This window comes from Achromobacter sp. FW305-C-28 (assembly GCF_058783235.1).
On the sequence record NZ_JBYSYL010000004.1, the window covers coordinates 155,087 to 179,337 of the forward strand.

General features: G+C 67.8%; 21 protein-coding genes. 9 read left to right on the plus strand and 12 right to left on the minus strand.

Translation table 11 applies throughout. The features are described 5' to 3' along the window. Positions 1–45 precede the first annotated feature (45 nt). Positions 46–1,047: a tripartite tricarboxylate transporter substrate binding protein gene (locus AC3WMR_RS12820; RefSeq protein WP_492265322.1), complete on the minus strand. Its 1,002-nt coding sequence runs from the start codon at positions 1,045–1,047 to the stop codon at positions 46–48. A 152-nt stretch (positions 1,048–1,199) separates the two neighbouring features. Here AC3WMR_RS12820 and AC3WMR_RS12825 point away from each other — a divergent pair, with 152 nt between their 5' ends. The 5 genes from AC3WMR_RS12825 to garL all read left to right on the plus strand — a co-directional run bounded on the left by AC3WMR_RS12825 (position 1,200) and on the right by garL (position 6,173). Then, on the plus strand, positions 1,200–2,165 hold the full coding sequence (locus AC3WMR_RS12825) for a dihydrodipicolinate synthase family protein (RefSeq protein ID WP_492265323.1): 966 nt from the start codon (positions 1,200–1,202) through the stop codon (positions 2,163–2,165). Between the two features lie 139 nt (positions 2,166–2,304). Next, positions 2,305–3,018 (plus strand): FadR/GntR family transcriptional regulator, encoded by a 714-nt coding sequence (locus AC3WMR_RS12830; RefSeq protein WP_175192221.1) that lies wholly within the window; start codon positions 2,305–2,307, stop codon positions 3,016–3,018. A gap of 48 nt (positions 3,019–3,066) precedes the next feature. After that, positions 3,067–4,173, plus strand: a complete 1,107-nt coding sequence (locus AC3WMR_RS12835) for an Ldh family oxidoreductase (protein ID WP_492265324.1) — start codon at positions 3,067–3,069, stop codon at positions 4,171–4,173. Between the two features lie 124 nt (positions 4,174–4,297). Beyond that, a complete protein-coding gene (locus AC3WMR_RS12840; protein ID WP_492265325.1) occupies positions 4,298–5,299 on the plus strand; it encodes a Bug family tripartite tricarboxylate transporter substrate binding protein in 1,002 nt (333 codons plus the stop codon). A gap of 97 nt (positions 5,300–5,396) precedes the next feature. Continuing rightward, on the plus strand, positions 5,397–6,173 hold the full coding sequence (gene garL, locus AC3WMR_RS12845) for a 2-dehydro-3-deoxyglucarate aldolase (RefSeq protein WP_492265376.1): 777 nt from the start codon (positions 5,397–5,399) through the stop codon (positions 6,171–6,173). A 76-nt stretch (positions 6,174–6,249) separates the two neighbouring features. On the opposite strand, the gene lysA is transcribed toward garL, so the two are convergent. Beyond that, a complete protein-coding gene (lysA, locus tag AC3WMR_RS12850) occupies positions 6,250–7,482 on the minus strand; it encodes a diaminopimelate decarboxylase (RefSeq protein WP_492265326.1) in 1,233 nt (410 codons plus the stop codon). 115 nt (positions 7,483–7,597) lie between these two features. Between lysA and AC3WMR_RS12855 the strand changes: the two genes are divergently transcribed. Continuing rightward, complete coding sequence (locus tag AC3WMR_RS12855; protein ID WP_492265327.1) at positions 7,598–8,512, plus strand: LysR family transcriptional regulator; 915 nt, start codon at positions 7,598–7,600, stop codon at positions 8,510–8,512. Positions 8,513–8,643: 131 nt separating this feature from the next. Here AC3WMR_RS12855 and rpsT read toward each other — a convergent pair whose 3' ends face one another. The 7 genes from rpsT to AC3WMR_RS12890 all read right to left on the minus strand — a co-directional run bounded on the left by rpsT (position 8,644) and on the right by AC3WMR_RS12890 (position 14,715). Then, positions 8,644–8,907, minus strand: coding sequence for a 30S ribosomal protein S20 (gene rpsT, locus AC3WMR_RS12860; RefSeq protein ID WP_025135824.1), 264 nt, complete (start codon positions 8,905–8,907; stop codon positions 8,644–8,646). Positions 8,908–9,242: 335 nt separating this feature from the next. After that, entirely contained in the window at positions 9,243–10,229 is a 987-nt protein-coding gene (locus AC3WMR_RS12865) for a FecR domain-containing protein (protein ID WP_492265328.1), read from the minus strand. 194 nt (positions 10,230–10,423) lie between these two features. After that, a complete protein-coding gene (gene murJ, locus AC3WMR_RS12870) occupies positions 10,424–11,983 on the minus strand; it encodes a murein biosynthesis integral membrane protein MurJ (RefSeq protein WP_492265329.1) in 1,560 nt (519 codons plus the stop codon). Positions 11,984–12,102: 119 nt separating this feature from the next. Next, positions 12,103–12,861 (minus strand): 3-hydroxyacyl-CoA dehydrogenase, encoded by a 759-nt coding sequence (locus tag AC3WMR_RS12875; protein ID WP_175191903.1) that lies wholly within the window; start codon positions 12,859–12,861, stop codon positions 12,103–12,105. Positions 12,862–13,007: 146 nt separating this feature from the next. Continuing rightward, entirely contained in the window at positions 13,008–13,664 is a 657-nt protein-coding gene (gene adk / locus AC3WMR_RS12880) for an adenylate kinase (protein ID WP_025135828.1), read from the minus strand. A gap of 92 nt (positions 13,665–13,756) precedes the next feature. Then, entirely contained in the window at positions 13,757–14,521 is a 765-nt protein-coding gene (gene kdsB, locus AC3WMR_RS12885; protein WP_492265330.1) for a 3-deoxy-manno-octulosonate cytidylyltransferase, read from the minus strand. Positions 14,522–14,532: 11 nt separating this feature from the next. Next, positions 14,533–14,715 carry a Trm112 family protein gene (locus AC3WMR_RS12890; RefSeq protein WP_492265331.1) on the minus strand — a complete coding sequence of 61 codons (183 nt, stop codon included), beginning with the start codon at positions 14,713–14,715 and terminating at the stop codon, positions 14,533–14,535. Positions 14,716–14,893: 178 nt separating this feature from the next. Here AC3WMR_RS12890 and AC3WMR_RS12895 point away from each other — a divergent pair, with 178 nt between their 5' ends. Continuing rightward, positions 14,894–17,119 carry an IgaA/UmoB family intracellular growth attenuator gene (locus AC3WMR_RS12895; RefSeq protein ID WP_492265332.1) on the plus strand — a complete coding sequence of 742 codons (2,226 nt, stop codon included), beginning with the start codon at positions 14,894–14,896 and terminating at the stop codon, positions 17,117–17,119. Between the two features lie 31 nt (positions 17,120–17,150). Here the strand turns inward: AC3WMR_RS12895 and lpxK are convergent, their stop codons facing one another. From lpxK to AC3WMR_RS12910, 3 genes are read right to left on the minus strand one after another with little or no spacing between them, the layout of a single operon-like run. Next, positions 17,151–18,191 carry a tetraacyldisaccharide 4'-kinase gene (lpxK, locus tag AC3WMR_RS12900; protein ID WP_492265333.1) on the minus strand — a complete coding sequence of 347 codons (1,041 nt, stop codon included), beginning with the start codon at positions 18,189–18,191 and terminating at the stop codon, positions 17,151–17,153. Further along, complete coding sequence (locus AC3WMR_RS12905; RefSeq protein WP_492265334.1) at positions 18,188–18,601, minus strand: ExbD/TolR family protein; 414 nt, start codon at positions 18,599–18,601, stop codon at positions 18,188–18,190. The genes lpxK and AC3WMR_RS12905 overlap by 4 nt, the downstream gene beginning before the upstream one ends. Further along, a complete protein-coding gene (locus AC3WMR_RS12910) occupies positions 18,598–19,221 on the minus strand; it encodes a MotA/TolQ/ExbB proton channel family protein (protein WP_492265335.1) in 624 nt (207 codons plus the stop codon). Before AC3WMR_RS12910 ends, AC3WMR_RS12905 begins: the two co-directional genes overlap by 4 nt. Positions 19,222–19,573: 352 nt before the next feature. Between AC3WMR_RS12910 and xseA the strand changes: the two genes are divergently transcribed. Next, the gene (gene xseA, locus AC3WMR_RS12915) at positions 19,574–20,941 is read left to right on the plus strand and encodes an exodeoxyribonuclease VII large subunit (protein WP_492265336.1); all 1,368 of its coding nucleotides are present in this window, start codon (positions 19,574–19,576) and stop codon (positions 20,939–20,941) included. A 27-nt stretch (positions 20,942–20,968) separates the two neighbouring features. After that, positions 20,969–24,211 (plus strand): ankyrin repeat domain-containing protein, encoded by a 3,243-nt coding sequence (locus AC3WMR_RS12920; RefSeq protein ID WP_492265337.1) that lies wholly within the window; start codon positions 20,969–20,971, stop codon positions 24,209–24,211. Positions 24,212–24,251 lie beyond the last annotated feature (40 nt).

The window sequence follows — 24,251 nt, forward strand, 5'->3', positions numbered from 1 at the left end:
GAACCCGGCGCCCACGCGTGGCGGCCGGGTCCGGACCGGCGCGGGTCAGTCGACCTTGGCGCCTGATTTCTTCACCACCTCGGCCCACTTGACGGTCTCTTGCGCCATGAACTGGGTGAATTGGGCGGGTGTGTTGCCCGACGGCGTGGCGCCCTGGGCCTGCAACTGGGCGCGCACCGGCTCCAGCTGCAGGGCCGCGGCGACATCGCGCTGGATCTTGTCCACGATCTGCGGCGGCGTGCCCGCCGGGGCCAGCAGGCCGAACCAGCTGGACGCTTCATAACCGGGCACGCCGGCCTCGGCCAGCGTCGGCACATCGGGCAGCGCGGGCGAGCGTGTGGCAGTGGTGACCGCCAGCGGGCGCAGCTTGCCGCCCTTGATGAAGCCCATGGACGACGGCAGGTTGTCGAAGATCAGGTCGGCCGAACCCGACATCACGTCGGTCAGCGCCGGGCTGCTGCCCTTGTACGGCACGTGCGTCATGCGCGTGCCCGTCATGGTCTGGAACAGCTCGCCGGACAGGTGCGTGGACGTCCCGTTGCCGGTGGACGCCATGTTGACGCTGGCGGGGTTGGCCTTCAGATACTTGATCAGGTCGGCCACGCTGCGGATGCCGTGCTTGTCGGCGAAGCCGGGGTTCAGTTCCAGCACGTTCGGCACGGGGATCACCAGCGTCACGGGCTGGAAGTCCTTGACCGGGTCGTAGGGCAGCTTGGCGTAGACGGACTGGTTGATGGCGTGCGTGCTGACGGTGCCCATCAGCAGCGTGTAGCCGTCGGGCGCGGCGCGGGCGGCCTCGCCGGAACCGACGTTGCCGCCCGCGCCCGCCTTGTTGTCCACCACCACCGCGCGGCCCCAGGACTTGCCCAATTCCGCCGCCACCACGCGTGCGGCGATGTCGGCGGTGCCGCCGGCGGGGAAGGGCACGATGATTCTGACGTCGCGTTCGGGGTATTCCGCGTGGGCCGACGCGGCGGGCATCAGGAAGGCGGCCGCGGCCAGACAGGCGGCAAGGGCCAGGCGGCCTCGCTCAGGGACTGCATGCATGGAATTCGTCTCCTTGGTGTGCGCGTGGCCGCGCATCGTTTGTAAAACGAATATAGGTATTGAGCATTTACTTGTCAACCAAGTATACTTTTTTCACCTTACTTATTTGACAACTGGGCCCGGTGACGGGACCCACCAGGAGCTTTCCCGCCATGAAAACGTCCCCGGTCACCGTCCAGGATCTGCAGCGCTCCGTCATTGCCGTGCCGCCCCTGGCGCGCCATGCCGACCTGTCCTTGAACGAGGTCGCCAACCAGGCCTTGCTGCGGCACCTGGAGGCCGGCGGCGTGCGCAACGTGATGTACGGCGGCAACGCCAATTTCTACAACGTGGGCGTGGGCGAATACGCGCGCATCGTGGACATGCTGGCCGCCCTGGCCGGCCCGGACACCTGGATCCTGCCGTCCGTCGGCCCCGACTTCGGCAAGATGATGGACCAGGCCGCGATCCTGCGCAGTCGCGCCTTTCCCACGGCCATGCTGCTGCCAATGTCGTTTCCCTATACCGACGCGGGGCTGGCCGACGGCGTGCGCCGCTTCACGGATGCGCTGGCCAAGCCGGCCGTGGTCTACATCAAGTCGGCCGACTACCTGGCGCCGGCCACCGCCGCGCGGCTGGTCGAGGAAGGGCGCATCGTGGCCTTCAAATATGCCGTGGTGCGCGAGGACCCGGCGCGCGACGCCTACCTCAGCGCGCTCTTGCAGGCGGTGGATTCGAACCGCGTGGTCAGCGGCATCGGCGAGCGTCCGGCCATCGTCCATTACCGCGACTTCGGCTTGAAGAGCTTTACGTCGGGCTCGGTCTGCGTGGCGCCGCGCGGCTCGATGCGCCTCTTGCACTTGCTTGCCGCCGGCCGCTACGACGAGGCCGAGTCGGTGCGCCAGCATTACCTGGGCCTGGAAGACTGCCGCGACGGCATCAGCCCGATCCGCGTGCTGCACGATGCGGTCACGCTGTCCGGCGTGGCCGACATGGGTCCGATGCTGCCGCTCTTGACCGGCATTTCCCGCGCCGAGCGCGAACGCGTGGCGCCGGTGGCGCAGGCCTTGGCGGCCTGGGACCGCGCATCGGCCGATGATGCCGGCGCAATCTCGGACCGGAAAACCGCCACGGCCTAAGCGCGTGATTGGCGGGGCGCGCGGCATTGAAGTTACGATGAGCGCTCTTGTCATTGCGCCCAGTCCCCCAGGAGGTTTCGTGGCCCGACCGAAAGCATCACCCGCCGCCGCGCCGCAGGCGTCCGCCGAGCCGGACGCCATGGGCGCGCTGGTGCTCGAACGCGGCCACCGCGTGCGCCTGGCCGATCAGCTCTACGGGCAGATCTTCGAGCAGATCGTCTCGGGCAAGCTCAATGTGGGCGACAAGCTGCCTTCCGAAAACGAAATCACCGAGCGCTTCGGCGTGTCGCGGCCGGTGGTGCGCGAAGCGCTGCTGCGCCTGCGCGCCGACGGCCTCATCACCGCGCACCAGGGGCTGGGCACCTTCGTCAGCCACCAGCCGGCGCCGCGCCTGACCGCTTTCAGCGACGTGCAGAACGTGGGCGCCTACCTGCGCGCCCAGGAATTGCGCGTGGCCCTGGAAGGCGACGCCGCCCGCCTGGCCGCGCTGCGCCGCACCGACGAACAACTGCAAAAGATCGAAGCCGCCCACATCGCATTCGCCGACAGCCTGGCGCGCGGCGAGGTGTCCGCCGAAATGGACCTGGCGTTTCACGCCAGCATTACCGAGGCCACCGGCAACGATTTCTATCTGGGCGTGCTGGAAAGCATCCATGAATCCATCAACGGTTTCATGCGCCTCACGCTCAACCTGACCCGCACCGGCTCGCGCCAGCGCGCCCAGCGCGTGCTGGACGAACACGCCACCATCCTCGAGGCCATCCGCGCCCAGGACGGCGAGCGTGCCCGGGTCGCCATGCAATTCCATCTGGGCCAGGCCCGTCACCGGCTGGTCGACCGCGAACGCGATTGACCCGCTTCACACCGGACCGGCTCACCCACTGATCACAGGAGACATCGCGTGCAAGGCAAGGGTTCGGCAATCACGGCAGCATCGGCGGGGCAGGTGCGGGAACAGATTCTGGTGGTCTTGCAGGCCTGGGGCATGGCGCCCGACCTGGCGGCTGTCACCGCCGGCCTGATGGCCGAGACCGACCTGCTCGGCATCGATTCGCACGGCATTTCGATGCTGCCGGCCTACGAAGAAAAATGGCGCGCCGGCTCGCTCAAGCTGGATGCGCGGCCACGGCTGGTGCGCGACGGCGGCGCCAGCGCGCTGCTCGACGGCATGGGCGGGCTGGGCTATCCGGTGTCGGCGCAGGCCATGAACCTGGCCGTGGACAAGGCGCTGGAACACGGTGTGGGCGCCGTGTCGGTCTGCAACTCGCACCACTTCGGCGCGGCCGGGGTATACGCGCGCATCGCGGTCGAACGCGGCGTGGTGGGGCTGGTGACCAGCAGCGCCAACGGCGTCATCATGGTGCCCACGCGCGGCGCCATGCCCATGCTGGGCACCAATCCCATTGCGTTCGGCGCACCCGCCGCCAGCAACGAACCCTTTGTGCTCGACATGGCCACCACCACGGTCGCGGCCAACAAGGTCAAGGTCTACGACTTCCTGGGCAAGCCGCTGCCTCCGGGCTGGGCGGTCGACGGGCAGGGCGCGGCGGTCACCGCGGCCGACAGCGCCATGCAGTTCATCTTCAAGCGGCCCGAGGGCGGCTTGACGCCGCTGGGCGGCACGGCGGCCATGAGCAGCCACAAGGGCTACGGCCTGGCCATGATGGCGCAGATCCTGGGCGGCACGCTGAGCGGCAGCGCCCTGGCCGCGCGCCGCAATGTCACGCGGCGTCCGGGCGAACCCGACGACGTGGGCCATTTCTTCCTGGCGCTCAACCCCGACGCCTTCCGTGCCGCCGGTTCGTTCGAGTCCGACATGGACGACCTGATCGACACCCTGCATGACACGCCGCCCGCGCAGCCCGACGAGCCGGTGCTGGTGGCCGGCGAACCCGAAACCGCCGAGCGCGAACGCCGCCGCGTCCACGGCATTCCCATTCCAGCCGCGCTGGCCATGCGCCTGCGCGATATCTGCCAGCGCGCGGGCGCACCCTATTTGCTGGACTGAGCCGGACACGGCCTGGTCCGCGATGTTTTTTCTTCGCACGTTGCGCCAGCCGCCGCGCGCGAAGCCCCCCACCGACCCGGACACCGGGCGGCATGTATTAAAAAAAACGACAAGGAGACAAACCATGCAAGAGAACACCTCGCCGGGTCGCCGGCGCCTGGGGCTGGCCGCGCTGGCGGCGAGCGCCATCGTCGCGCTGTGCCCGGCCGCCTCGTGGGCGCAGTCCGGCAATTGGCCGACCCGGCCGGTCAAGCTGATCGTGCCGTTCCCGGCAGGCGGCAGCACCGACGCCGTCGGGCGTCTGCTCGCCGCCGAGCTGTCCAAGGAACTGGGCCAGAGCGTCATCGTCGAAAACAAGGGCGGCGCCAACGGCAATATCGGTTCCGACGTGGTCGCCAAGGCCGAGCCCGACGGCTATACGCTGTTGCTGTCCGGCGTGGGGTCCAACGCCATCAGTTACGCGCTCTACCAGAGCATGCCTTACCGCAACAGCGACTTCGCGCACATCTCGCTGCTGGCCACCGGCCCCAATGTGCTGGTAGCCAACATGGATTTTCCCGCCACCACCTTCGCCGACTTCATCAAGCTGGTGCGCGCCAACCCCGGCAAGTACACCCACGCCAGTTCGGGCAGCGGTTCGTCGGGCCACCTGGCCATGGAAATGCTCAAGCAGGCCGCCAACATCGATCTCGTGCACGTGCCCTACAAAGGCGGCGCCGCGGCCATCACCGACATGATCGGCGGCCGCGTGTCGGTGATGTTCCTGAACCAGGATTCCCTGTTGCCGCAGGTCAAGGCCGGCAAGCTGCGGGCCCTGGCGGTGGCCAGCGCGCAGCGCAACCCCGCCTATCCGGATACGCCTACCGTGGCGGAATCGGGCTATCCGGGGTTTGCGGCCGAATCGTGGTTCGGCCTGTCGGCGCCGGCCAAGACGCCGCCTGCCGTGATCCAGCGCCTGAACCAGGCCACCGTCAAGGCCCTGGCTTCACCGGATATCCGGCAAAAGCTGGAAAGCGTAGGCTTCGTGGTGGTAGGCGACGACCCGAAGGCCTTCTCGGCCTTCGTCGCATCCGAAATCACCAAATGGGGCGCGGCGGCCAAGGCCTCCGGCGCCCGCATGGACTAGGCCTGCATGCGGTCTTCGTGCCTGCACCAAGACTGCACAGCCTCGTGCAACCCGCCCCGCGCGCCGGCAGGCGCCGGGGTTTCATCCGATGGGAACCCTGAGCATCATGACGTCACCCTTGCCCAACCGCTTCCGCCAACGCATCCTGGCCCGCGAACGCCTGATCGGCTTCTGGATGTGCATGTCCAGCCACATCACCGCTGAACTGGCGGGCCTGGCCGACTTCGATTGGCTGTTGCTGGATGGCGAGCATTCGCCCAACACCGTGCCGATGTTCCTGCAGCAGCTGCAGGCATTGCAGGGCAGCGCCAGCGCCGCCATCGGCCGGCCCACCTGGAACGATCCGGTCGAGATCAAGCGCTTGCTCGATATTGGCTTCTATAACCTGCTGATTCCCTTCATCGAGTCCGAAGACGACGCGCGCCGCGCCGTGGCCGCCACGCGCTATCCGCCGCAAGGTATTCGCGGCGTGGCGGGCATGCAGCGCAGCAACCGCTATGGCACCGTGCCCGACTACCTCAAGACCATCAACGACAACCTCTGCGTGCTGCTGCAGATTGAAAGCCGCGCGGGCATCGAGGCGGTCGACGAGATCGCCGCGGTCGAAGGCGTGGATGGCGTCTTCATCGGCCCGTCGGACCTGGCCGCCGCGCTGGGCCATCTGGGCAACCCCGGCCACCCGGAAGTGCAGGACGCCATCCGCCACCTGTACCAGCGCGTCAGCGCGCAGGGCAAGGCCGTGGGCATCCTGGCGCCGGTGCAGGCCGACGCGCGCCGCTACCTGGACATGGGCATGCACTTCGTCGCGGTGGGTACCGACCTGGGCGTCTTCAAGCAGGCCACCTTCGCGTTGCGCGAAGCGTTTCCCACCTGAAAATGCCTGCGGGGCGCCTGGGCGCCCCGCATGGCTCCGAGTGCCGGGCTTTGCGCGCAAGGCCCGGACGCGGGTTTCAGTCTTCCAGGGCCAGCAGATCGGCCACCGTCTGGCGGCGGCGGATCAGGCGTGCTTCGTTCTTGTCCAGCAGCACTTCGGCTGCCAGCGGGCGGCTGTTGTAGTTCGAAGACATCGACGAGCCGTAGGCCCCGGCGTTATGGAACACCATGAAGTCGCCGATGCGCGGCTGCGGCAGGGCCTGGTCCGACACAACACCGCCCGCATCCTGCGTGAACACGTCGCCCGACTCGCACAGCGGGCCGGCCACGGCGATGCGCGTCTCGGCCGCGCCCTGTGGGGCGCTGCCGTCCGGCGCATGTACCGAGATGCGGTGGTAGCTGCCGTACATGGCGGGGCGCATCAGGTCGTTGAAGCCGGCGTCCACCAGTGCGAAGTCGCGCCCGGGACGGCGGTTGATCGCGTGCACCTCGGCTACCAGCACGCCGGCTTCGGCCACCAGGAAGCGGCCCGGCTCGATCTCCAGGCGAACCTCATGGCCCAGGCGCTGCTCGATACGCTTGCGCGCCGCATCCCACTGATCGAAGTAGTGATCGCAGTCGATGCGCGGCTCGCCATCGCGGTAGGGAATCGACAGGCCGCCGCCGGCCGAGATGGCTTCGATGTCGTGGTCCAGCGAGGCCACCACGTCCACCATCGCATCGCACACGCTGGACAGATGGCCGTAGTCCACGCCCGAGCCGATGTGCATGTGGATGCCCACCAGCTTCAGGCCATGGCGGCGCACGATGGCGACGGCTTGTGCGACGTCGTCGATCCAGATGCCGTGCTTGCTTTGCGGGCCGCCGGTATTGGTCTTGTTGCTGTGACCGTGGCCGAAGCCCGGGTTGATGCGCAGCCAGACCCGATGGCCCGGCGCGGCCTGGCCCACGCGCTCGAGCATGTCGAGCGAACCGGCATTGACGGTGACGCCGTGCTTGATGACCGTGGCCAGGGTGGCGTGGTCGATCAGGTCGGCCGTGAACACCACGCCGGCAGGCTCGCCTTCGGGCTGATAGCCGGCGGCCAGGCTGCGTTCGATCTCGCCCAGCGACACCGCGTCCACCATCACGCCCTCGGCGCGCATCAGGCGCAGGATGTGCAGGTTGGAGCAGGCCTTCTGGGCGTAGCGGATGACGTCGAAGCGGCGCAGCTGGGCGATGCGTTCGCGGATGACGGCGGCATCGTAGACCCACAGCGGGGTGCTGTACTGGGCGGCAAGTTCGGTGAGTTGGCGCGGATCGAAAGCCATTCTGGGGCAGACCTTGTATTCGGGGGGAGAATCAGGCGGGCATCATGCCCCATTCAGGTCATCCAGTAAAATGCTTAGATATTCAAGATCGATTCATTCCTGATATGGGTTCGCCATGCTCACCCACCGCCATATCGAAGTCTTCCGCGCCCTGATGATCGCCGGCAGCGTCACCAAGGCTGCCGACCTGCTGTTCACCTCGCAGCCGACCGTCAGCCGCGAACTGGCGCGCATGGAACAAAGCATCGGCTTCGCGCTGTTCGAACGCATTCGGGGGCGGCTGCGCCCCACGATGCCCGCGCTGGCGCTCTACGACGAAGTCCGCCAGTCCTACGCCGGCCTGGAACGCGTGGCGTCCGCGGCCGCGCGCCTGCGGTCCTTCCAGGATGGCCAACTGGCCGTGATCGCCTTGCCGGCGTTCTCGCATTCCCTCTTGCCCGGGGCCTTCCGGCGCTTTCGCGACAGCCATCCGGGCGTGAGCCTGTCGCTGGAAGCGCAGGAATCCCCGTTTCTAGAAGAATGGCTGACCGCCCAGCGCTACGACCTGGGGCTGACCGAGCACGAACTCGAGCCCGCCGGCACACGGCTGGAGTTGCTGATCGAAGTGGACGAAGTCTGCGTGCTGCCCGACGGCCATCCGCTGCTGGCGCGGCAGGCGCTGGAACTGGCCGATTTCGCGGGTGAACCGTTCATCAGCCTGTCGTCCAGCGACCCTTACCGTATCCAGATCGACGAGGCCTTCGCCGCGCAAGGCATCCTGCGCCGCGCCATCATCGAAACGCCCACGGCGGTGTCGGTGTGCACCTTCGTGCGCCAGGGCCTGGGCCTGGCCATCGTCAATCCGCTGACCGCGCTGGATTTCATCGGCCGCGGCCTGCATATCCGGCCGTTGCAGCGTTCGTTTCCGTTCCGGGTGAACCTGGTGTTTCCGGAACACCGCCCCAAGAATCCGCTGGTGGACGCCTTTACTGCGTCATTGCGCGACGAGGCCGCGCAGATCCGTGGCCGGTTGGCGACGCGAGGCGATTGAACGGGTCACGGCAGACGGGCGCCCGTTCGATCGGGTCTTGTTCAGTCCAGACAACAAAAAAGGATGCCCGGGGGCATCCTTCTTCATTTGCCGTATTCATGACGCCCCGCAAAGCAGGGCGGCAGAATGGCTTAGGCCAGCGCCTTGATGGCGGCAGCCAGGCGGCTCTTGTGGCGAGCAGCCTTGTTCTTGTGGATGATGTTCTTGTCAGCCACGCGATCGATCACGCTCGACGCCTTCTGGAACACGTCGCCAGCCGCAGCCTTGTCGCCGGCGGCGATGGATTGGCGAACGCGCTTGATGGCGGTGCGCAGCATCGAGCGCAGGCTGGAATTGTGCTTGTTGCGCTCAACGGATTGGCGAGCGCGCTTGCGGGCTTGGGCGGTATTGGCCATGTTGCTATATAAGTTGAATTCGGCAAAGTCGAACATTTTAGCAAGTCCCCGAGGGATTGCAAGCTTTAAATGTCACGTCTGCCGATGGAGCGCCCGTCAACCGGGCGGGGGGCGCTGCGGGGAGAACCCCTGAGGCTGAAACCCGGGTTGAAGAACCCGGGTTGAAAACCCCTGGCTGGTCCGCTGGCTGGATACCCATGCAAATGGGAAAAATCCGTGCCGCAGTTATGCCCCGAGTTTCCGAGTTAAGCCTTGTTGCGCCTACTGGATAAAAATACGGTGCTCAGTATACAACGAAGCGGCCTTTCGTTACAGCGCCGCGTCAGCGGGCGTGGTCAGGCTGCGACGTTGATCGAGACGAACCAGGGGGTGTAGCGGCGGACATGGATGGGCATCATGTCCTGCAATGCGCTCAGCGCGGCGTCGGTGTCGTCCAGCGGAAAGTGGCCCGACACCGGCAGGCCGCCGGCAGCCATGGACACGCGCAGGGTGCCGCTGCGGTAGGGGCGCAGGGCGGCGATCACCTCGGCCAGGGGGCGGCCGCGGGCGTCGACCCAACCGGCTTCCCAGGCGGCCTCGGCCATCAGTTCGGCGCGCGGGGTATCAATGCGGGACGCATCGAAGCGCGCGCCTGTTCCGGCGCGCACGATGCCGTGGGCGCCGGCCATGGTTTCCACCACCACCTCGTGTTCATGCACCACCACGACCGTGCGCTGGGCCTGCTGGCGCACCATGTAGCGGGTGCCCAGCGCGCGCACCGTGCCTTCGGCGGTCTGGACCAGGAAGGGGCGGCGGGCATCGGGCGCCACGGAAACGGTCACCGCGCCGTCCAGCAGACGCACCTGGCGATAGGCGGGCGTGAAATCCAGGTTGACGCGGCTGCGCGCGTCCAGCAGCAACTGGCTGCCGTCGGACAGGATGTAACGGCGGCGTTCGCCGGTGGCTGTGGCGGCGTCGGCCGCGACGTTGTTCAGCGGGTAAAAGGCGTTGCCCACGTACGCGGCACAGGCGCCCGCACTGGCGAGCGCCAGCGAGCCGGCCAGAAATCGGCGGCGTGGCGGTACGACGACGTCGGCGGGAGCCGCGGCGGCGGGCGGGGGCGAAAACGGAATCGGCGGCTGGGGCGCCGTCGTGGCATAGCCGGCCGGGTAGGCATCGCCCAACCGGCCAAAGGTCGACCCTGCCAGAGTGCCCGTCAATTGTTGCCAGGCATTCTCATGGAGAGGGTCGGCTGCTCGCCACGCCAGGAAATCGTTGTAGTCCTGTGCTGTCGCCTTTCCTGAGCGCAGCAGCAGCAACCAATTGATCACTTGGTCCGCCATGGGGTGTCCTTGGGCGTACTTCACTTCATCTCCTCGCCCTTGTTGCCGGGCGGGAATCCTTTCGATGGCAATTTGTAAATAATAAAGGTTTTTTACCAAAGATTACCGGGTCCTTGTCAATTCTTGACGGCCTGACCGTAAAAAAAGCCGGCGAAGCCGGCTTTTTGCGGATGATGTGGCCGTTCGGCCCGAAATCACTTCGCCGGACGCCGTCCGAAGTCTCGGGGACGGAACCCAAACAGTAACAACATGCCGAAGTAGACCACGCTGCAGGCGATCAGTACGCCGCCCAGCCACAGCGCGCGCTGGCCGGAATGGGCCTGCAGGCCGATCCAGTCAATACGGCCATCAGCGTAGATGAGCAAGGCGGCCAGGGCTGCCAGGGCCGGAATCAGGCGCAACGCGAAACGGCCCCAGCCCGGGGTAGGCTGGTACACGCCGCGGCGGCGCAGGCCGATCAAGAGCGCCAGGGCGTTCAGGCAGGCGCCCAGGCCGATGGCCAGCGCCAGGCCGGCATGGGCCATCAGCGGAACCAGCGCCACGTTCATCAACTGGGTCAGGATCAAGACGCCGATCGCGATCTTCACGGGGGTGCGGATGTCCTGCTTGGCATAGAAGCCGGGCGCCAGGATCTTGACCGCCAACAGGCCGATCAGGCCGGCGGAATAGGAAATCACGGCCAGGCGGGTCTGCAGCACGTCCTGCGCGGAGAAGGCGCCGTAGTGGAACAGGGTGGCCACCAGGCCGTCGGACAGCAGCGCCATGCCCACCGCGGCGGGCAGGCCGAACAGCAGCACCAGCCGCAGGCCCCAGTCCAGCAGCGCGCTGTAGCCGCCGTGGTCGTCGCGGGCGTGGGCTGCCGACAGGCTGGGCAGCAGCACGGTGCCCAGCGCGACGCCCAGCAGCGCGGTCGGGAATTCCATCAGGCGGTCGGCGAACGACAGCCAGGTCACGCTGCCCGGCGTCAGCCAGGTGGCAATGTTGGTGTTGATGAGCAGTGAGATCTGCGCCACGGACACCCCCAGCGTGGCGGGCGCCATCTGCTTGAGGATGCGTTGCACGGTGGGGTCGGCCCAGGCCTGGCGAAAACGCAGCGAAAAACGCGGCGTCATGCCCAGCCGCGCCAGCGCCACCCATTGCACGGCCAGTTGCGCCACGCCGCCGATCATCACGCCGATGGCCAGCGCGTAGACCGGCACGTCCATGCGCGGCGCCAGCCAGATGCAAGCGGCGATCATGGACAGGTTCAGCAGTACGGGCGTGAAGGCCGGCACGGCAAAGCGGCGCCAGGTGTTCAGCACGCCCGAGGCGAAGGCGATGAGCGACATGCAGAAGATGTAGGGAAACATCATCCGCGTCATCCAGACGGCGGCGCCGAATTCCGTATCGCGGGCGGCCCCGCGCAGGCCGCTGGCCATGGCGGATACCACCCAGGGCGCGGCGACGATGCCGATCAGCGTGATCGCCATCAGGGCGGCCGTCAGCAGCAACGCCACCCGGTCGAGCAGGGTGCGGACCTCGGCCTCGGATCGGTTGTTGCGGGCATGGCCCAGGATCGGCACGAACGCCTGGGCGAACGCGCCTTCGGCGAACAGCCGGCGCAAGAGGTTGGGTATGCGGAAAGCGACCCAGAAGGCATCCGTGATGGGCCCGGCGCCAAAGGCGCGGGCCACCAGGATGTCGCGGATCAGGCCGGAAATGCGCGACAGCAGCGTAAAGCTGCTGACGGTGGCCGCCGAACGGAACAGGCTCATGGCGTCAACTACAAAAAAAGCCGTCCCGATAAGAAGGCTTTTTCCCGCCGGGCCGTCCCAAGGGAAAAAAGCCCCCTTGGGGGGCAGAGAGCCCTCGGAGAGGGCGAAGCGTGGGGGCACTATTTCGGCGGCATCCGGATGGCGCCGTCTAGACGAATGGTTTCGCCATTCAACATATCGTTGGTGATGATGCTCTGAACCAGTTTGGCATAGTCTTCCGGGCGGCCCAAACGGGCGGGGAAGGGGATGCTGGCGGCCAGGGAATCCTGCACTTCCTGGGGCATGCCGAAGATCATCGGCGTGCCGAAGATGCCCGGGGCGATGGTCATGCAGCGGATGCCGGTCTTGGCCAGGTCGCGGGCGATCGGCAGGGTCATGCCGGCCACGCCAGCCTTGGACGCGGCATAGGCTGCCTGGCCGATCTGGCCGTCGAAAGCGGCGACCGACGCCGTGTTGATCATCACGCCGCGCTCGCCGGTGGGCTCGGGCGTGTTGGCGCTCATGGCCTCGGCGGCCAGGCGCATCATGTTGAAGCTGCCGATCAGGTTGATCGACACGACCTTCTGGAACAGGTCCAGCGGGTGCGCGCCGTTCTTGCCGACGATCTTGGCGGCGGGCGCCACGCCGGCGCAGTTGATCAGGCCGAACAGGGTGCCCAGTTCTTTCGCCGCGGCGACGGCGCGCTGGCCGTCGGCCTCTTGCGTGACGTCGCAATGCACGTAGCGCTGGCCCAGTTCCTTGGCGAGTTCTTCGCCCGGACCGTCCTGCAGGTCGGCGATGACGACCTTGGCGCCGTTGGCCACCAGCATGCGCACCGTGCCGGCGCCCAGGCCGGATGCGCCGCCGGTCACGATGAATACCTTGTTTGCGATTTCCATGTCTCTACCACCAGATCAAATTCAAGGGATGAAAACGGGGGAGCGAAAAGGCGCGACGGGCGCCGGATGCGACAGGGCCTTCGGAACCGCGCCGGGACGCATTGCGTCCGGCCGGCGTCGAAGGCCCTGTGCCATCAAAGCGCCGCTCAGCTCTTGACGGCTTCGAACAGGCGCGACTTGATTTCGTCGACGGCGCCCACGCCCGAGATCTTGCGATACTTCGGGGCATCGGCGGGCTGTTGCTCAGCCCACGACGAGTAATAGTCGACCAGCGGACGGGTCTGCTGGCGGTAGACGTTCAGGCGATTGCGCACGGTGTCCTCGCGGTCATCGTCGCGCTGGATCAGGTCTTCGCCGGTGACGTCGTCGCGGCCTTCGACCTTGGGCGGATTGAAGCGCACGTGGTAGCTGCGGCCGCTGGGCTGGTGCACGCGGCGTCCGCTCATGCGTTCGATGATGTCTTCTTCGGGGACTTCGATTTCCACCACGTAGTCCAGCTTGACGCCGGCGCTTTTCAGCGCGTCGGCTTGCGGGATGGTGCGGGGGAAGCCGTCGAACAGATAGCCATTGGCGCAGTCGGGCTGCTTCAGGCGGTCTTGCACGAGGCCGATGATGATCTCATCCGAGACCAGGCCGCCGGCATCCATGACCTTTTTGGCTTCAATGCCCAGGGGCGTGCCGGCCTTGACCGCTGCGCGCAGCATGTCGCCGGTGGAAATCTGGGGAATGCCGAAGTGCTGGGTGAGAAAAGCGGCCTGAGTGCCTTTGCCGGCGCCGGGAGGTCCGAGCAAGATGAGACGCATGAGTGCTCCTGAATGGGGTTTAATTTTTGTGGTCCGAGCGATTATGCCGCAACGCAGCAGCCTCTGCGGGGCTGCGCCATGCGAAATAACCCTTATATCCGTTTGCTATAGATCAATCGGACGCGTTCCAGATCGGCCGGGGTATCTACCCCTGCGGCCGGAGGGTGCGACGCCTGATGGACGACGATGACGTGGCCATGTTCCATGGCGCGCAGTTGCTCCAGCGACTCGAACCGTTCCAGCGCGCCTTGCGGCAGGGTCGGGTAGCGGCGCAGGAACGACACGCGGTAGGCGTACAGGCCGATGTGGTGCCAGGCGGGCAGGCCGTCGGCCAGCACGCGTTCGCCGCCGGCCAGCGCGTCGCGGGCCCAGGGAATCGGCGCGCGCGAAAAATACAGGGCGCGGCCATCGGCGGCGCACACCAGTTTCACGACATTGGGGTTGAACAGCGCCTGGGCATCGGCCAGCGGGCAGGCGCAGGTGGCGATGTCGGCCTCGGGGCTGGCGATCAGGCGGGCCGCGACGGCGTCGATGAGTTCGGGTTCGATGAGCGGTTCGTCGCCCTGCACGTTGACCACCACGGCATCGTCAGGCAGGCCGAGCTGCAGGGCGGCTTCCGCCAGCCGGTCGGTGCCGGTGGGGTGGTCGGCGCGGGTCATCAGCGCTTGCAGGCCATGGGCCTGCGCCGCGGCCTGCACGCGTGCATCATCGGTGGCGATGTAGACACGCGAAGCGCCGGACTGGGCCGCGCGCTCGGCCGTGCGTACGACCATCGGCTTGCCGGCGATGTCGGCAAGCGGTTTGTCGGGCAGGCGGGTCGAGGCGGTCCGCGCCGGGATCAGGGCGATGAAGCTCACGGCAGGGCGGGTCAGGAAGACGCGGCGGCGTCGTCCAGCGAGCGCGCTTCGGATTCAAGCATGACGGGAATGCCGTCGCGCAGCGGGAATGCCAGGCGATCGGCGCGGCAGACCAGTTCGGCCTGGGTCCGGTCGTGTTCGAGGCGGCCCTTGCACAGGGGGCAGACGAGGATGTCGAGAAGGCGGGATTCCATGACCGGGATTCTAAAACAGTTTGGGCGCCGCCCGGCCGGGATCAGGCGTCGAGCGCGCAGCAAAAAAGGCGCGCGATTGCGTAGCTTGTTAATTATTGTCATGTTTTGACGCGGGCGCTACATATTTCGGGACAGATCATGGCTATCATCCGCCGCGATTCCTAGAAAGAGGATAGCGATGGATTCCAACACCATTCGGATCGGATTGTTCCTCATCATCCTGATCTGGTCGGTCATCAGCGGCATTACCTACATGGTTCGCCGTAGCGACAACAAGAGCGCACTGCGCGAACTCAAGCAAGAAGGGCAGCCCCTGCGCCGTCTCGGCGCCGAGGAACAGGCGCTGCTGCAGCCGTTCCTGGTTTACCCGGCGAATCCCAAGAAAACCGCCCAGCTGCTCGGCGATGGGGTGTTTCCCCTGCGTGGCGCCTTCGTGCGCCATGGCCTGGGCACGTCGCACGGCGCGACGACCCTGCACGACACGCTGGGGGGCGTGGACGTGGTGCTGCCCTACGATGCACGCGATTTTCTGCGCGAAGACAACCAGGCCGAAGTCGCCATGACGGACAAATTCGCCATCGTGGTCGCCCTGAACGGCGAATTCGATCTGGCCGGCGGTCGTGAACGCGATGCGCGCCGGCAGAAGCAGAACCAGCAATGGGCCGGCGGCAAACTGGGCGCTTTGCAGGACGTGGTCGATGCCGAGACGGCGGGGCCGGACGCCGAGGCCGAACGCGAATTCGCGGACGCGATGCGGGTCGAGATCCTGAGCCAGCGCGACGAGACGCCGGCCGAGATCGCCCAGCGGCGCTCGCGCGGCATCGGTTTCTGGCCGGCGCTGTTGTGGGTCGTCACGTTCGTCTGCATCGGTATTGCCGGCGTGGGCGGCGGCGTGCCGTGGCTGGCTGCCGCGGCCGCGCCGGCGTTGCTGGCGCTGTGGCTGACCTGGCGCCGCCCGTCGCTTGGGACGCCGCGGAAGGTCAACCGCGCGCGCGGCGAACTCAATGCCATCGTGCTGACCAATCCGGCCAACGCCCAGGCGGTGTCCACCCAATTGTTCCTGGGCGACAAGCTGCCCGTCACGCTGCCGGACCATTGGCGCGCCAATCTGGAACTGCCCGAGGACGGGCGGGTGGACCTGGATCTGCGGGTCGAGGATTACGCGGTGCTGCGCCTGGGCAGCAATTATTCGGTGGATGAAGAGCAGCGCCTTTATCCGCGGGTGTTCTGGGGCCGGCATGTGACGCTGGCGCTGGTCGGCCTGCTGGGCGGCGCGGCGCTGGCCCTATTGCTGTCCACGCCAGGCGGCAGCCTGCAAGGTGATATCGCCCAGACCGCCGCGTGGCTGCGCGGTGCCGAGCCGCGCGCCTACGCGTCGGCCGCCGCGTTGGCGCAGGACCCGCCGGCCGTCGGTGACATGGTGTCGTTGCGCGGGCAAGGCCGATGCCAATTCCGGCCGGACGATTACCGGTCCGAGGCCATGCAGTTCGATTGTGAACGCCTGCGCTGGCAGGGCGATGCCGCGTCGGCCGACGAATTGCGCCTGGACCCGGCAGTGCTGCAACTCTATTCAGGCGCCTTTCTCAAGACGCGGCCCAATCCCATGATGGACATGCTGGTGCGCAGCCAGATCTACAACAGCATGGCGGGCAATCCGCTGGCCGCCTACAACGCGCGCAACGTGTCGGCGTTGACGGTCACACGGCTGACCAACACGGTGCTCACCGTCGAGCAGGCCTGCGAGGCCGCCACCGGCCAGGCGATCGCCGACTGCGACCGCATGAAGGCCGAGATGGCCGACACGCTGATGCTGACCCGCGACGAACCTGCCAACTGGCTGGAACTGTTCAAGCTGGCGCGCGATGGCGCCTTCAAGCGCCAAGGTAATACCGATGAAGGCGTGTTCCTGATGCGCCATGCCGAGCGGATGCGCAATCTGGCCCAGTCGAGCATGGAACCCGTCGTGCAGGCCGCGGTGGATCAGTCGGCGCGCAGCCTGATGGAACGCCAGCGCGGCGGCGTCGTGCTCCAGGTCAGGTCAGGCCCCTACGCGCAATTGCCGCAGCCGCTGGAAGGCGGACAGACGCCGAACGTGCTGCAGGCATGGCAGCGCCAGGTGGCCATGCTGTCGGCCGACGGCGCCATGCCGTTCGAGATCTCCGGTCTGGTCACGGCGGTGGACCGCGAGGGCTCGGGCGCGCCCGTCATCGGCATCGATGCCTGGCGTTCATTGGCCGACCCCTGGCCGGCAGCGGCGCGCTTGCTGTGGCTGGTCCTGGCGGTCTTGCTGGTGGCCGTGCACCTGCCGCTGGCGCTGACGCGCTGGCGTGCCGCCGGCGTGCGTCGCCGCAACCTGGATGAATACGCCCGCCGCCGCAGCGCGGCCAAGCCGGCGTTTTTCTGAAAGGGGGCGCCTGGTCCGCGTGGACGAGGCGCTAGCGGGCAGGCTGGCGCAACGCTTGCGCCAGCCAATCGAACAACTGCGGGTCGGAAAAGCCGGCCTGCACCGGCACTTCCCACAGGCGCGCGTCGTGCAAGGCGGCGCACTTGATCGCGTCTTTCGAGGTCACCAGCACGGTCTGCGCGGTCAGGGTCTTGAACGGCGATTCCGCGTAATCATGGTGGTCGGGTAGCGGCAAGGTGGCATCAAGCGTGATGCCTTGCGCCCGCAAGGTCGAAAAGAAACGTTCCGGATTGCCGATACCTGCCGAGGCGGCGACGTTCGGCTGGCTGGCGAACGCCGCCAGCGGGCGGGTCGCGCCGCTTTCGATCTGGCGGGCGTCGCCGGGTTCCAGCCACATGGCGACCTGGCGGGGGCGTTCGCCGGACGAGGCCGCGGGGCGGCCATCGGGCAGCCCGATATTGGTGATGACCGCGTCCACCTCGCGCAGCCGGCTGGCCGGCTCGCGCAGCGGTCCCGCGGGCAGCAGCCGGCCGTTGCCCACGCCGCGTGCATCCTGCACCACGATTTCGATGTCGCGCGCCAGGGCCAGGTGTTGCAGGCCATCGTCGGACACGATGACGTCGATGTCGGGATGGGCCCGCAGCAGCGCCTGGGCGGCCAGCGCACGGCGCGGATGCACGGCCACCGGCGCGCCGGTGGCGCGCGCGATCAGCGCCGGCTCGTCGCCGAATTGGGCTGCGGCCAGTTCGCCTTGCCCGACGCGCGCATCCGGCCCGACCTTGACGCCATAGCCGCGGCTGACCACGCCCGGCGTGTAGCCGCGGGCGCGCAGGCCTTGCACCGTGGCAATGACCATCGGCGTCTTGCCGGTGCCACCTACGTAGATGTTGCCGATCACGACCACGGGCACCGGCGCGCGGTAGGCCTGTTTACGGCCGTCGCGATAGCGCGCGCGCTTGTTGGCCACCACGCGGGCGGTCAGCGCGGACAGCGGCAGGAGCAGGGTGGAAAGCCAGCCGCCGTGCTGCCATTGGCGGGCGAGCAGCGAGGCCTTGGAAGGGCGCGCGCTCACCGGGTAGTCTGGGCGGCGAAGTTGACGCGGGCGATGCCGGCCAGCCGGGCGGCTTCCATGACGTTGATCACGGACTGGTGGGTGGCCTGCGCGTCGGCGTTGATGACCACCAAGGCTTCCGGTTTGCCAGCAGCAGCCTGGCGCAGCACCTCGGCGATTTCAGGCGGCGTCGAGACGTCGATCAGCGTGCCGTTCAGCGCGTAGCGGCCGTCCTGGCTGACGGCGACTTCCAGCGCGGGCGGCGTTTCCTGGTCGGCCGAGGCCTGCGGCAGCGTGACTTTCAGCTGCGTGAAGCGGGCGAACGAGGTGGTCGCCGCCAGGAAGATGAGAATGACCAGCAGGACATCGATGAGCGGAATCAGGTTGATGTCCAGCTCGTCGCGGTCGCCCCGGGAGCCCCGGAAATTCATGAACGCCCCTCGCGCGGGGCAGGCGCGGGCGCCACGGCGCGCGCCAGCCGCGAGGCGGACAGTTCCATGGCATTCAGGTAGCCGTCGACCCGGCTGCGCAGGTAGCGGTGGGCGATCATGGCGGGGATGGCGATGAGAATGCCGAAGCCGGTGTTGTACAGGGCGATGGAGATGCCGCGCGCCAGCTGGGCGGGGTCGCCGCCGCCGGGCGTGTACGAGCCGAAAATTTCGATCATGCCGACCACGGTGCCGAACAGGCCCATCAGCGGCGCCACCACGGCGATGGTGCCGATGGCGGGGATGTAGCGGCTGAGGTCGTGGGCGACCGCGCGGCCGGTGTCTTCGACCACGCTGCGCAGTTCCTCGCGCGGCAGGTGGCGGTGGCGCATGACCTCGGCCAGCACCCGGCCCAGCGGCGAATTGCGTTCCAGCCGGTTCAGCGCTTCCGGGGAATCCTGGTGGTTGCGCAGCATGTCGGCCACTTGTTCATTCAGGCCGCGCGGCAGGACCTGGCTGCGGCGCAGCGACAGGAAGCGCTCGAATATCAGCGCAAGACCCAGCACGGACGTCGCCAGCAGGGGCCAGATCGGCCAGCCGGCCTCGCGCAAGATGGAAAGCAAAGCGGTCAACTCCAGGAGCGCCGGGGTGGGGCGCAAGCCCTCATCCAGCATCTGATCAAGCCGAAACTGTAACGGCGCGGCGGGGATGTGGCAAGGGCGGGTGACCCCCAAATCTATCCACAGAAATTGTGGATAATTCTGTGCAAAACTTCGCCGGAACGCTTGTGGGCACAGGGGTTGCGCTTGTTTGCTTCAAATTCGAGCAGTGCTGGTTTTATAAAAAACCCATAAAAAACAGCTATTTACACCGAATTTGCTGGCTTTCAGGCCAGCGGCGGCAAAAATGCCAGGACGCGGTATCATTGCGGCCCGCTACGTATGCCCTGTGGACAGGTACGCATCGGAAAGCCTTATGACAATTGAACTTACAGTCACAAACAACGTATTCGCGCGGGATATCCTGACAGTTGCCCAGCTGAACCAAGCGGTGGGGCAGTTGTTGGAGCGCAGCATCCCGGCGCTGTGGGTTCGCGGGGAGATTTCCAACTTCACGCAGGCGGCTTCCGGGCATTGGTACTTCACGCTCAAGGACAGCCGCGCCTCGGTGCGGGCAGTCATGTTCCGCGGCCGCGCCAGTGCGGTCGGCTTCGTGCCGCGGGCCGGCGACCAGGTCGAAATCAGGGCCAGGGTGTCGCTGTACGAGCCGCGGGGCGACTATCAATTGCAGGTCGATGCCATGCGCCGGGCAGGCATCGGCAACCTGTACGAGGCCTTCCTGCGCCTGAAGGAACAACTGGCTTCCGAAGGGCTGTTCGACCCGGCCATGAAGCGCGACCCGGTGCCGCTGCCTCGCGCCATCGGCGTGGTGACCTCGCTGCACGCCGCCGCCTTGCGCGACGTGCTGTCGGCGCTGGCCCGCCGCGCGCCGCAGGTGCCCGTCATCATTTACCCGGCGCCAGTGCAGGGCGCGGACGCGGCCGGCCGGCTGGCCGCCCAGGTGCGGCTGGCCAACGAACGGGCCGAAGTCGACACGCTGCTGCTGGTGCGTGGCGGCGGCAGCATCGAAGACCTCTGGAGCTTCAACGACGAGGGCCTGGCCCGCGACATCGCAGCCAGCGCCATCACGGTCATCAGCGGCGTGGGCCACGAAACCGACTTCACCATTGCCGACTTCGTGGCCGACGTGCGTGCGCCCACGCCCACGGCGGCGGCTGAACTGGCCTGCGTGCCGCGTTCGGAGCTACTGGGCCGCGTCATGGCTTGCGCCCAGGCCATGGCTCGCGGCCAGCAACGCCGCCTGGAACGCGCCGCCCAGCGCCTGGATCGCGCCAGCGCGCAACTGGTGTCGCCGGCCCAGCGCCTGGAACATCAGCGCGAACGCTTGAACAGCCTGGGCTTCCGCCTGGCCTCTGCCTGGGCGGGGCCGCAGGCGCGCCGCAATGCGCGCGTCAATCTGCTGGCGCAGCGCCTGGCGCACCGCGTGCCCGACACCGGCCGCGCCGCCGACCGCCTGGCGGCCGTCACGCGGCAACTCGGCCAGGCGCATGCGCGCCTGCTGGTGCAACGACGCAACCGTCTGGCGTCAGCCAACGCCCAACTGCGCGCCCTGGACCCCGGCAACACGCTGGCCCGCGGTTATGCTATTGCCCGCGATGCCGACGGCCGCATCGTGCGCGATGCCGCCGACCTGGCGCCGGGGCAGGGCCTGGACCTCAGCTTCGCTCAGGGGGGGGCCACGGTCGACGTCACGCAGGTACGCAAGACGCGCGAGGCCTCCTGAAGTTCCTGCAGGTCCTGGGGTGGAACAATGCTGCAAGAGACACCACGCAAGAGCCGGCGCGGCGCGCGCCAGGCGGTCACGCTGACGGCCCTGGCCGTTGCGCTTTCCCTGGGCGCTGCCGGGTTCGCGCCGCCAGCGCAAGCCCGGGGGGCGGACAAGACCAAGGCGGCAAGCAAGACCGAAACCCACGCCCGCGCGCCCGCTGCCAACCCCGCGCAAGGCGGCAAGGACGCCTGCGATTGCAACTCGCCTTACCGCGAGTACAAGGCGGCCGATACCGCTGACACCCGCGCCATGTTCGCCGCGGTCGATGCGGGCGACGAGGCCGCTTTCACCGCGGCCCTGGCCAAAGTGGCCCGGCCCGGCGACTATGCTCGCGAAGGTGTGCCGCTGCTGCATGCGCTGCTCACGCCGCCGTGGCCGCGCAGCAAGCACGTGTATTGGGACATGCCAGCCGATGATGCGGCGCGACTGCGCCAGGCCCATCGCGACGCCTTGCCGGTGCGCACCCGCATGCTGGCGGCCTTGCTGGCCACCCAGCCGCCCCTGAACGACATCACCTACGAATCACGCCGCTCGCCGGTGCAACTGGCGTTGCTGTACGGATCGCCCGACATCCTGGACAGGCTGCTGGCAGCCGGCGCCCGCGCGGATCAGCGCGGCGATGACAACCGCACGCCGCTGGACTTCCTGCTCAACCGCGATTTCGAATTCGCGGTGCGCATGACCTACCTGCCGCGTCTGGTCGATCGCCAGGACACCACGCGCATGGTGCTGGCGCTGCTCAAGGCCGGGGCCCCGCGTCCCTTTGCCTATGTCGATGACCACTCCGATGACGTCACGCGCAGCGCGCTCAAGGACGCGCAGGGCCAGCCGCGCTTTGCCGCCGATTACCTGGCCTGGCCGGCGTTGGTGGAGCTGACCGAAGGGGCCGACGTGGTGCGTGCCCTGGCCGCCACTGGCACGACGCCGGCTTATGGCGATGGCATCAGCCCGCTGGCGCTGGCCGCCTATACCGGCAACGCGGGCGCCGTGTCCGCGTTGATGGAACTGGGGCCGCGCACCACGCCGGCCACGGGCTACGGCGAAACGGGCGATATCGATCTCTGGCTGGACGCGGCGCAGGCCGCGGTGGTCACCGGGCACGGCGACATCGCCGCGCCGCTGCTGCGCACCGGCATGCCGTTTGGGCAGCGTGGCCCGCAGATCGGCAACGACACCGCGGTGTTCGTTCGCATGGAGGCGGATACTCGGCCGATTCTCAACCTGGCCGCACGCAAGGGCGATGTGGCGACCCTCAAGCGTCTGCTGGCGTTGGGCGCGCCGGTGGAAGGCGACCCTGCCGAACAATACGGCGACACGCCGCTGGCCGATGCCGTGCAGGCGCGCCAGGCCGATGCCGCGCGGGCGCTGCTGGCGGCGGGGGCCAACCCCGCGCTGCTGCGCCAGGGCTACGACCGCAAGACCGCGCTCGAACGCGCCATCGAAGCCGACGATCCCGCGCTGCTGCGCGACCTGCTGGTCGCAACGCCGCGCGTAGCCTTGCAGGCGCTGCTCGCCGATCCTGCGCACTCGCCCGTCGCGCAGGCCTTGCGCCAGCCCGGCAAGCAGGGCGCTGCGCTGTTGCGACAGTTGGTCGATGCAGGCCTGGACCCGAAATCGCTGGACGCCGGAGCGATCCGCCAGGCGCTGGAAATTGGCGATACCGCGATGGCGACGTATCTGATCGACGCGGGCGTGCCCGTCAATCCGCCGGCCGTTGCTGCCACCGCCAAGGACGACGCTTTCGACCGCCAGGGCGTGCCGCCGTTGATGGTCGCCGTCACCTCGGACCAGCCCGCCATGGTCGATGCGCTGCTGGCCAAGGGCGCCGACCCGCTGGGCTTGGCACCGGAAGGGCGCAGCGCCTTGTATTGGGCAATCGCCAGCCGCAATGGCGTCGTGCTTGAACGCCTGCTGCAAGCGGGCGCCAAGCTCGACGATCCGCGCCTGCCCCGCTCGCCGGCGCGTTATGCGCTGTTGAACGCGGCGCTGGCGGCCGGCGATATCAAGTTGGTGAATCGGGTGGCAGAGGGCAGCGGGCAAACGCTTGCGGCCGCTTGTCTGCCCGACGGCGGTGAATACGCGCTGCTCGATCGGCCGGGCTACTTCGCGCAATTGCAGGCGGCGGGCTTCACCGGCGCGCACGGCGAATGCGTGCAAGAGGGTGGGGCGTTGCCGCAGCGGCTGCTGTCTGCCTTGCTGCGTGATCGGCAACTGGCGGTGGCGCGCCGCGATACCGTCGTCGATGTGCTGTCGCGCCTGAAGGCCGCGGGCGTGTCGCTCGATGCGCCCACGGACCGCGGCGAGACGCCGCTGGTCGAGGCCATTCAGATCGGCCGCGCCGACCTCGCCGACGCCTTGCTCGCCGCGGGTGCCAATGCGGACGCAGCGGATATGCGTGGCCGCAGCCCCGCGTGGGTCGCCCTGGAAACCGGGCAGCCCGCGCTGCTGGCGCTGCTGGCGCGCTACAAGGCGCGCTTCGAGGGCGCCGCCGCGCCGCAGGGGCAGTCGTTCTCGCAGACGCTGGCCTGCCAATCCGCGCCGGCCTTCGCAGTGGCGCTGCAAAACGCCGGGGTGGTCGTCAAGCAAGACTGCCCGCCCGCGTCGGCCGCGAACAAGACGGCCGCCAAGGCAGCGGCGCGTCTCGCCGGCCACTACTATCTGCGCGGCATGCGCGAAGTGGGCAGCGAATTGCTGCTGACCGAAGACGGCCGCTTCCAATACCTGATGAGCTACGGCGCGGTCGATATCGAAGCCAGCGGCCAATGGCGCAGCGACGGCAAGACCATTCATCTGGACACGCCGCCGATCCAGCCTTTCTCCGCCATTGCCGGCGTGCGCGCCGACACGCTGCCGGCCGAGGGCGATGGCATGACCGTGCGCGTCTACTACCAGGGCCGGCCGGTCAAGGTCGACGTGGCCATGTCGTCGGCCACCGGTGATTTCGCCGGCACACCCAGGCAGTCCGAAGGCGCTGACGGCGTCAGCGCACCCATCGGCCCGGGCCAGCTCAAGGCCCTGGCGGTCTACGTGCCGCTGCCTGCCGGCGCGCGTTGGCACGATGTCGACGTCAGCAAGTTGGATGCCCGGGCGCGGTCTGTGCGCGTCGATCTGGACGTGCCCGAAGCCGCCAGTCTCACGCCCTTGCACATGACATTGGCATTACGTGAAGATGGCGCATTGACGGCCTCGCAAGGCGGTCGCGAACTGCGATATGAGAAAGAGTAGCGTTTACGTGCCGCGGTCATAAACACATACCTCTTAACCC

Bases quoted from the DNA above. Each gene is read 5' to 3' on its own strand.
- AC3WMR_RS12820 (WP_492265322.1), bottom strand. From the start codon at position 1,047: ATGCATGCAGTCCCTGAGCGAGGCCGCCTGGCCCTTGCCGCCTGTCTG.
- AC3WMR_RS12825 (WP_492265323.1), top strand. From the start codon at position 1,200: ATGAAAACGTCCCCGGTCACCGTCCAGGATCTGCAGCGCTCCGTCATT.
- AC3WMR_RS12830 (WP_175192221.1), top strand. From the start codon at position 2,305: ATGGGCGCGCTGGTGCTCGAACGCGGCCACCGCGTGCGCCTGGCCGAT.
- AC3WMR_RS12840 (WP_492265325.1), top strand. From the start codon at position 4,298: ATGCAAGAGAACACCTCGCCGGGTCGCCGGCGCCTGGGGCTGGCCGCG.
- lysA (WP_492265326.1), bottom strand. From the start codon at position 7,482: ATGGCTTTCGATCCGCGCCAACTCACCGAACTTGCCGCCCAGTACAGC.
- AC3WMR_RS12855 (WP_492265327.1), top strand. From the start codon at position 7,598: ATGCTCACCCACCGCCATATCGAAGTCTTCCGCGCCCTGATGATCGCC.
- rpsT (WP_025135824.1), bottom strand. From the start codon at position 8,907: ATGGCCAATACCGCCCAAGCCCGCAAGCGCGCTCGCCAATCCGTTGAG.
- AC3WMR_RS12865 (WP_492265328.1), bottom strand. From the start codon at position 10,229: ATGGCGGACCAAGTGATCAATTGGTTGCTGCTGCTGCGCTCAGGAAAG.
- murJ (WP_492265329.1), bottom strand. From the start codon at position 11,983: ATGAGCCTGTTCCGTTCGGCGGCCACCGTCAGCAGCTTTACGCTGCTG.
- AC3WMR_RS12875 (WP_175191903.1), bottom strand. From the start codon at position 12,861: ATGGAAATCGCAAACAAGGTATTCATCGTGACCGGCGGCGCATCCGGC.
- adk (WP_025135828.1), bottom strand. From the start codon at position 13,664: ATGCGTCTCATCTTGCTCGGACCTCCCGGCGCCGGCAAAGGCACTCAG.
- AC3WMR_RS12890 (WP_492265331.1), bottom strand. From the start codon at position 14,715: ATGGAATCCCGCCTTCTCGACATCCTCGTCTGCCCCCTGTGCAAGGGC.
- AC3WMR_RS12895 (WP_492265332.1), top strand. From the start codon at position 14,894: ATGGATTCCAACACCATTCGGATCGGATTGTTCCTCATCATCCTGATC.
- AC3WMR_RS12905 (WP_492265334.1), bottom strand. From the start codon at position 18,601: ATGAATTTCCGGGGCTCCCGGGGCGACCGCGACGAGCTGGACATCAAC.
- xseA (WP_492265336.1), top strand. From the start codon at position 19,574: ATGACAATTGAACTTACAGTCACAAACAACGTATTCGCGCGGGATATC.
- AC3WMR_RS12920 (WP_492265337.1), top strand. From the start codon at position 20,969: ATGCTGCAAGAGACACCACGCAAGAGCCGGCGCGGCGCGCGCCAGGCG.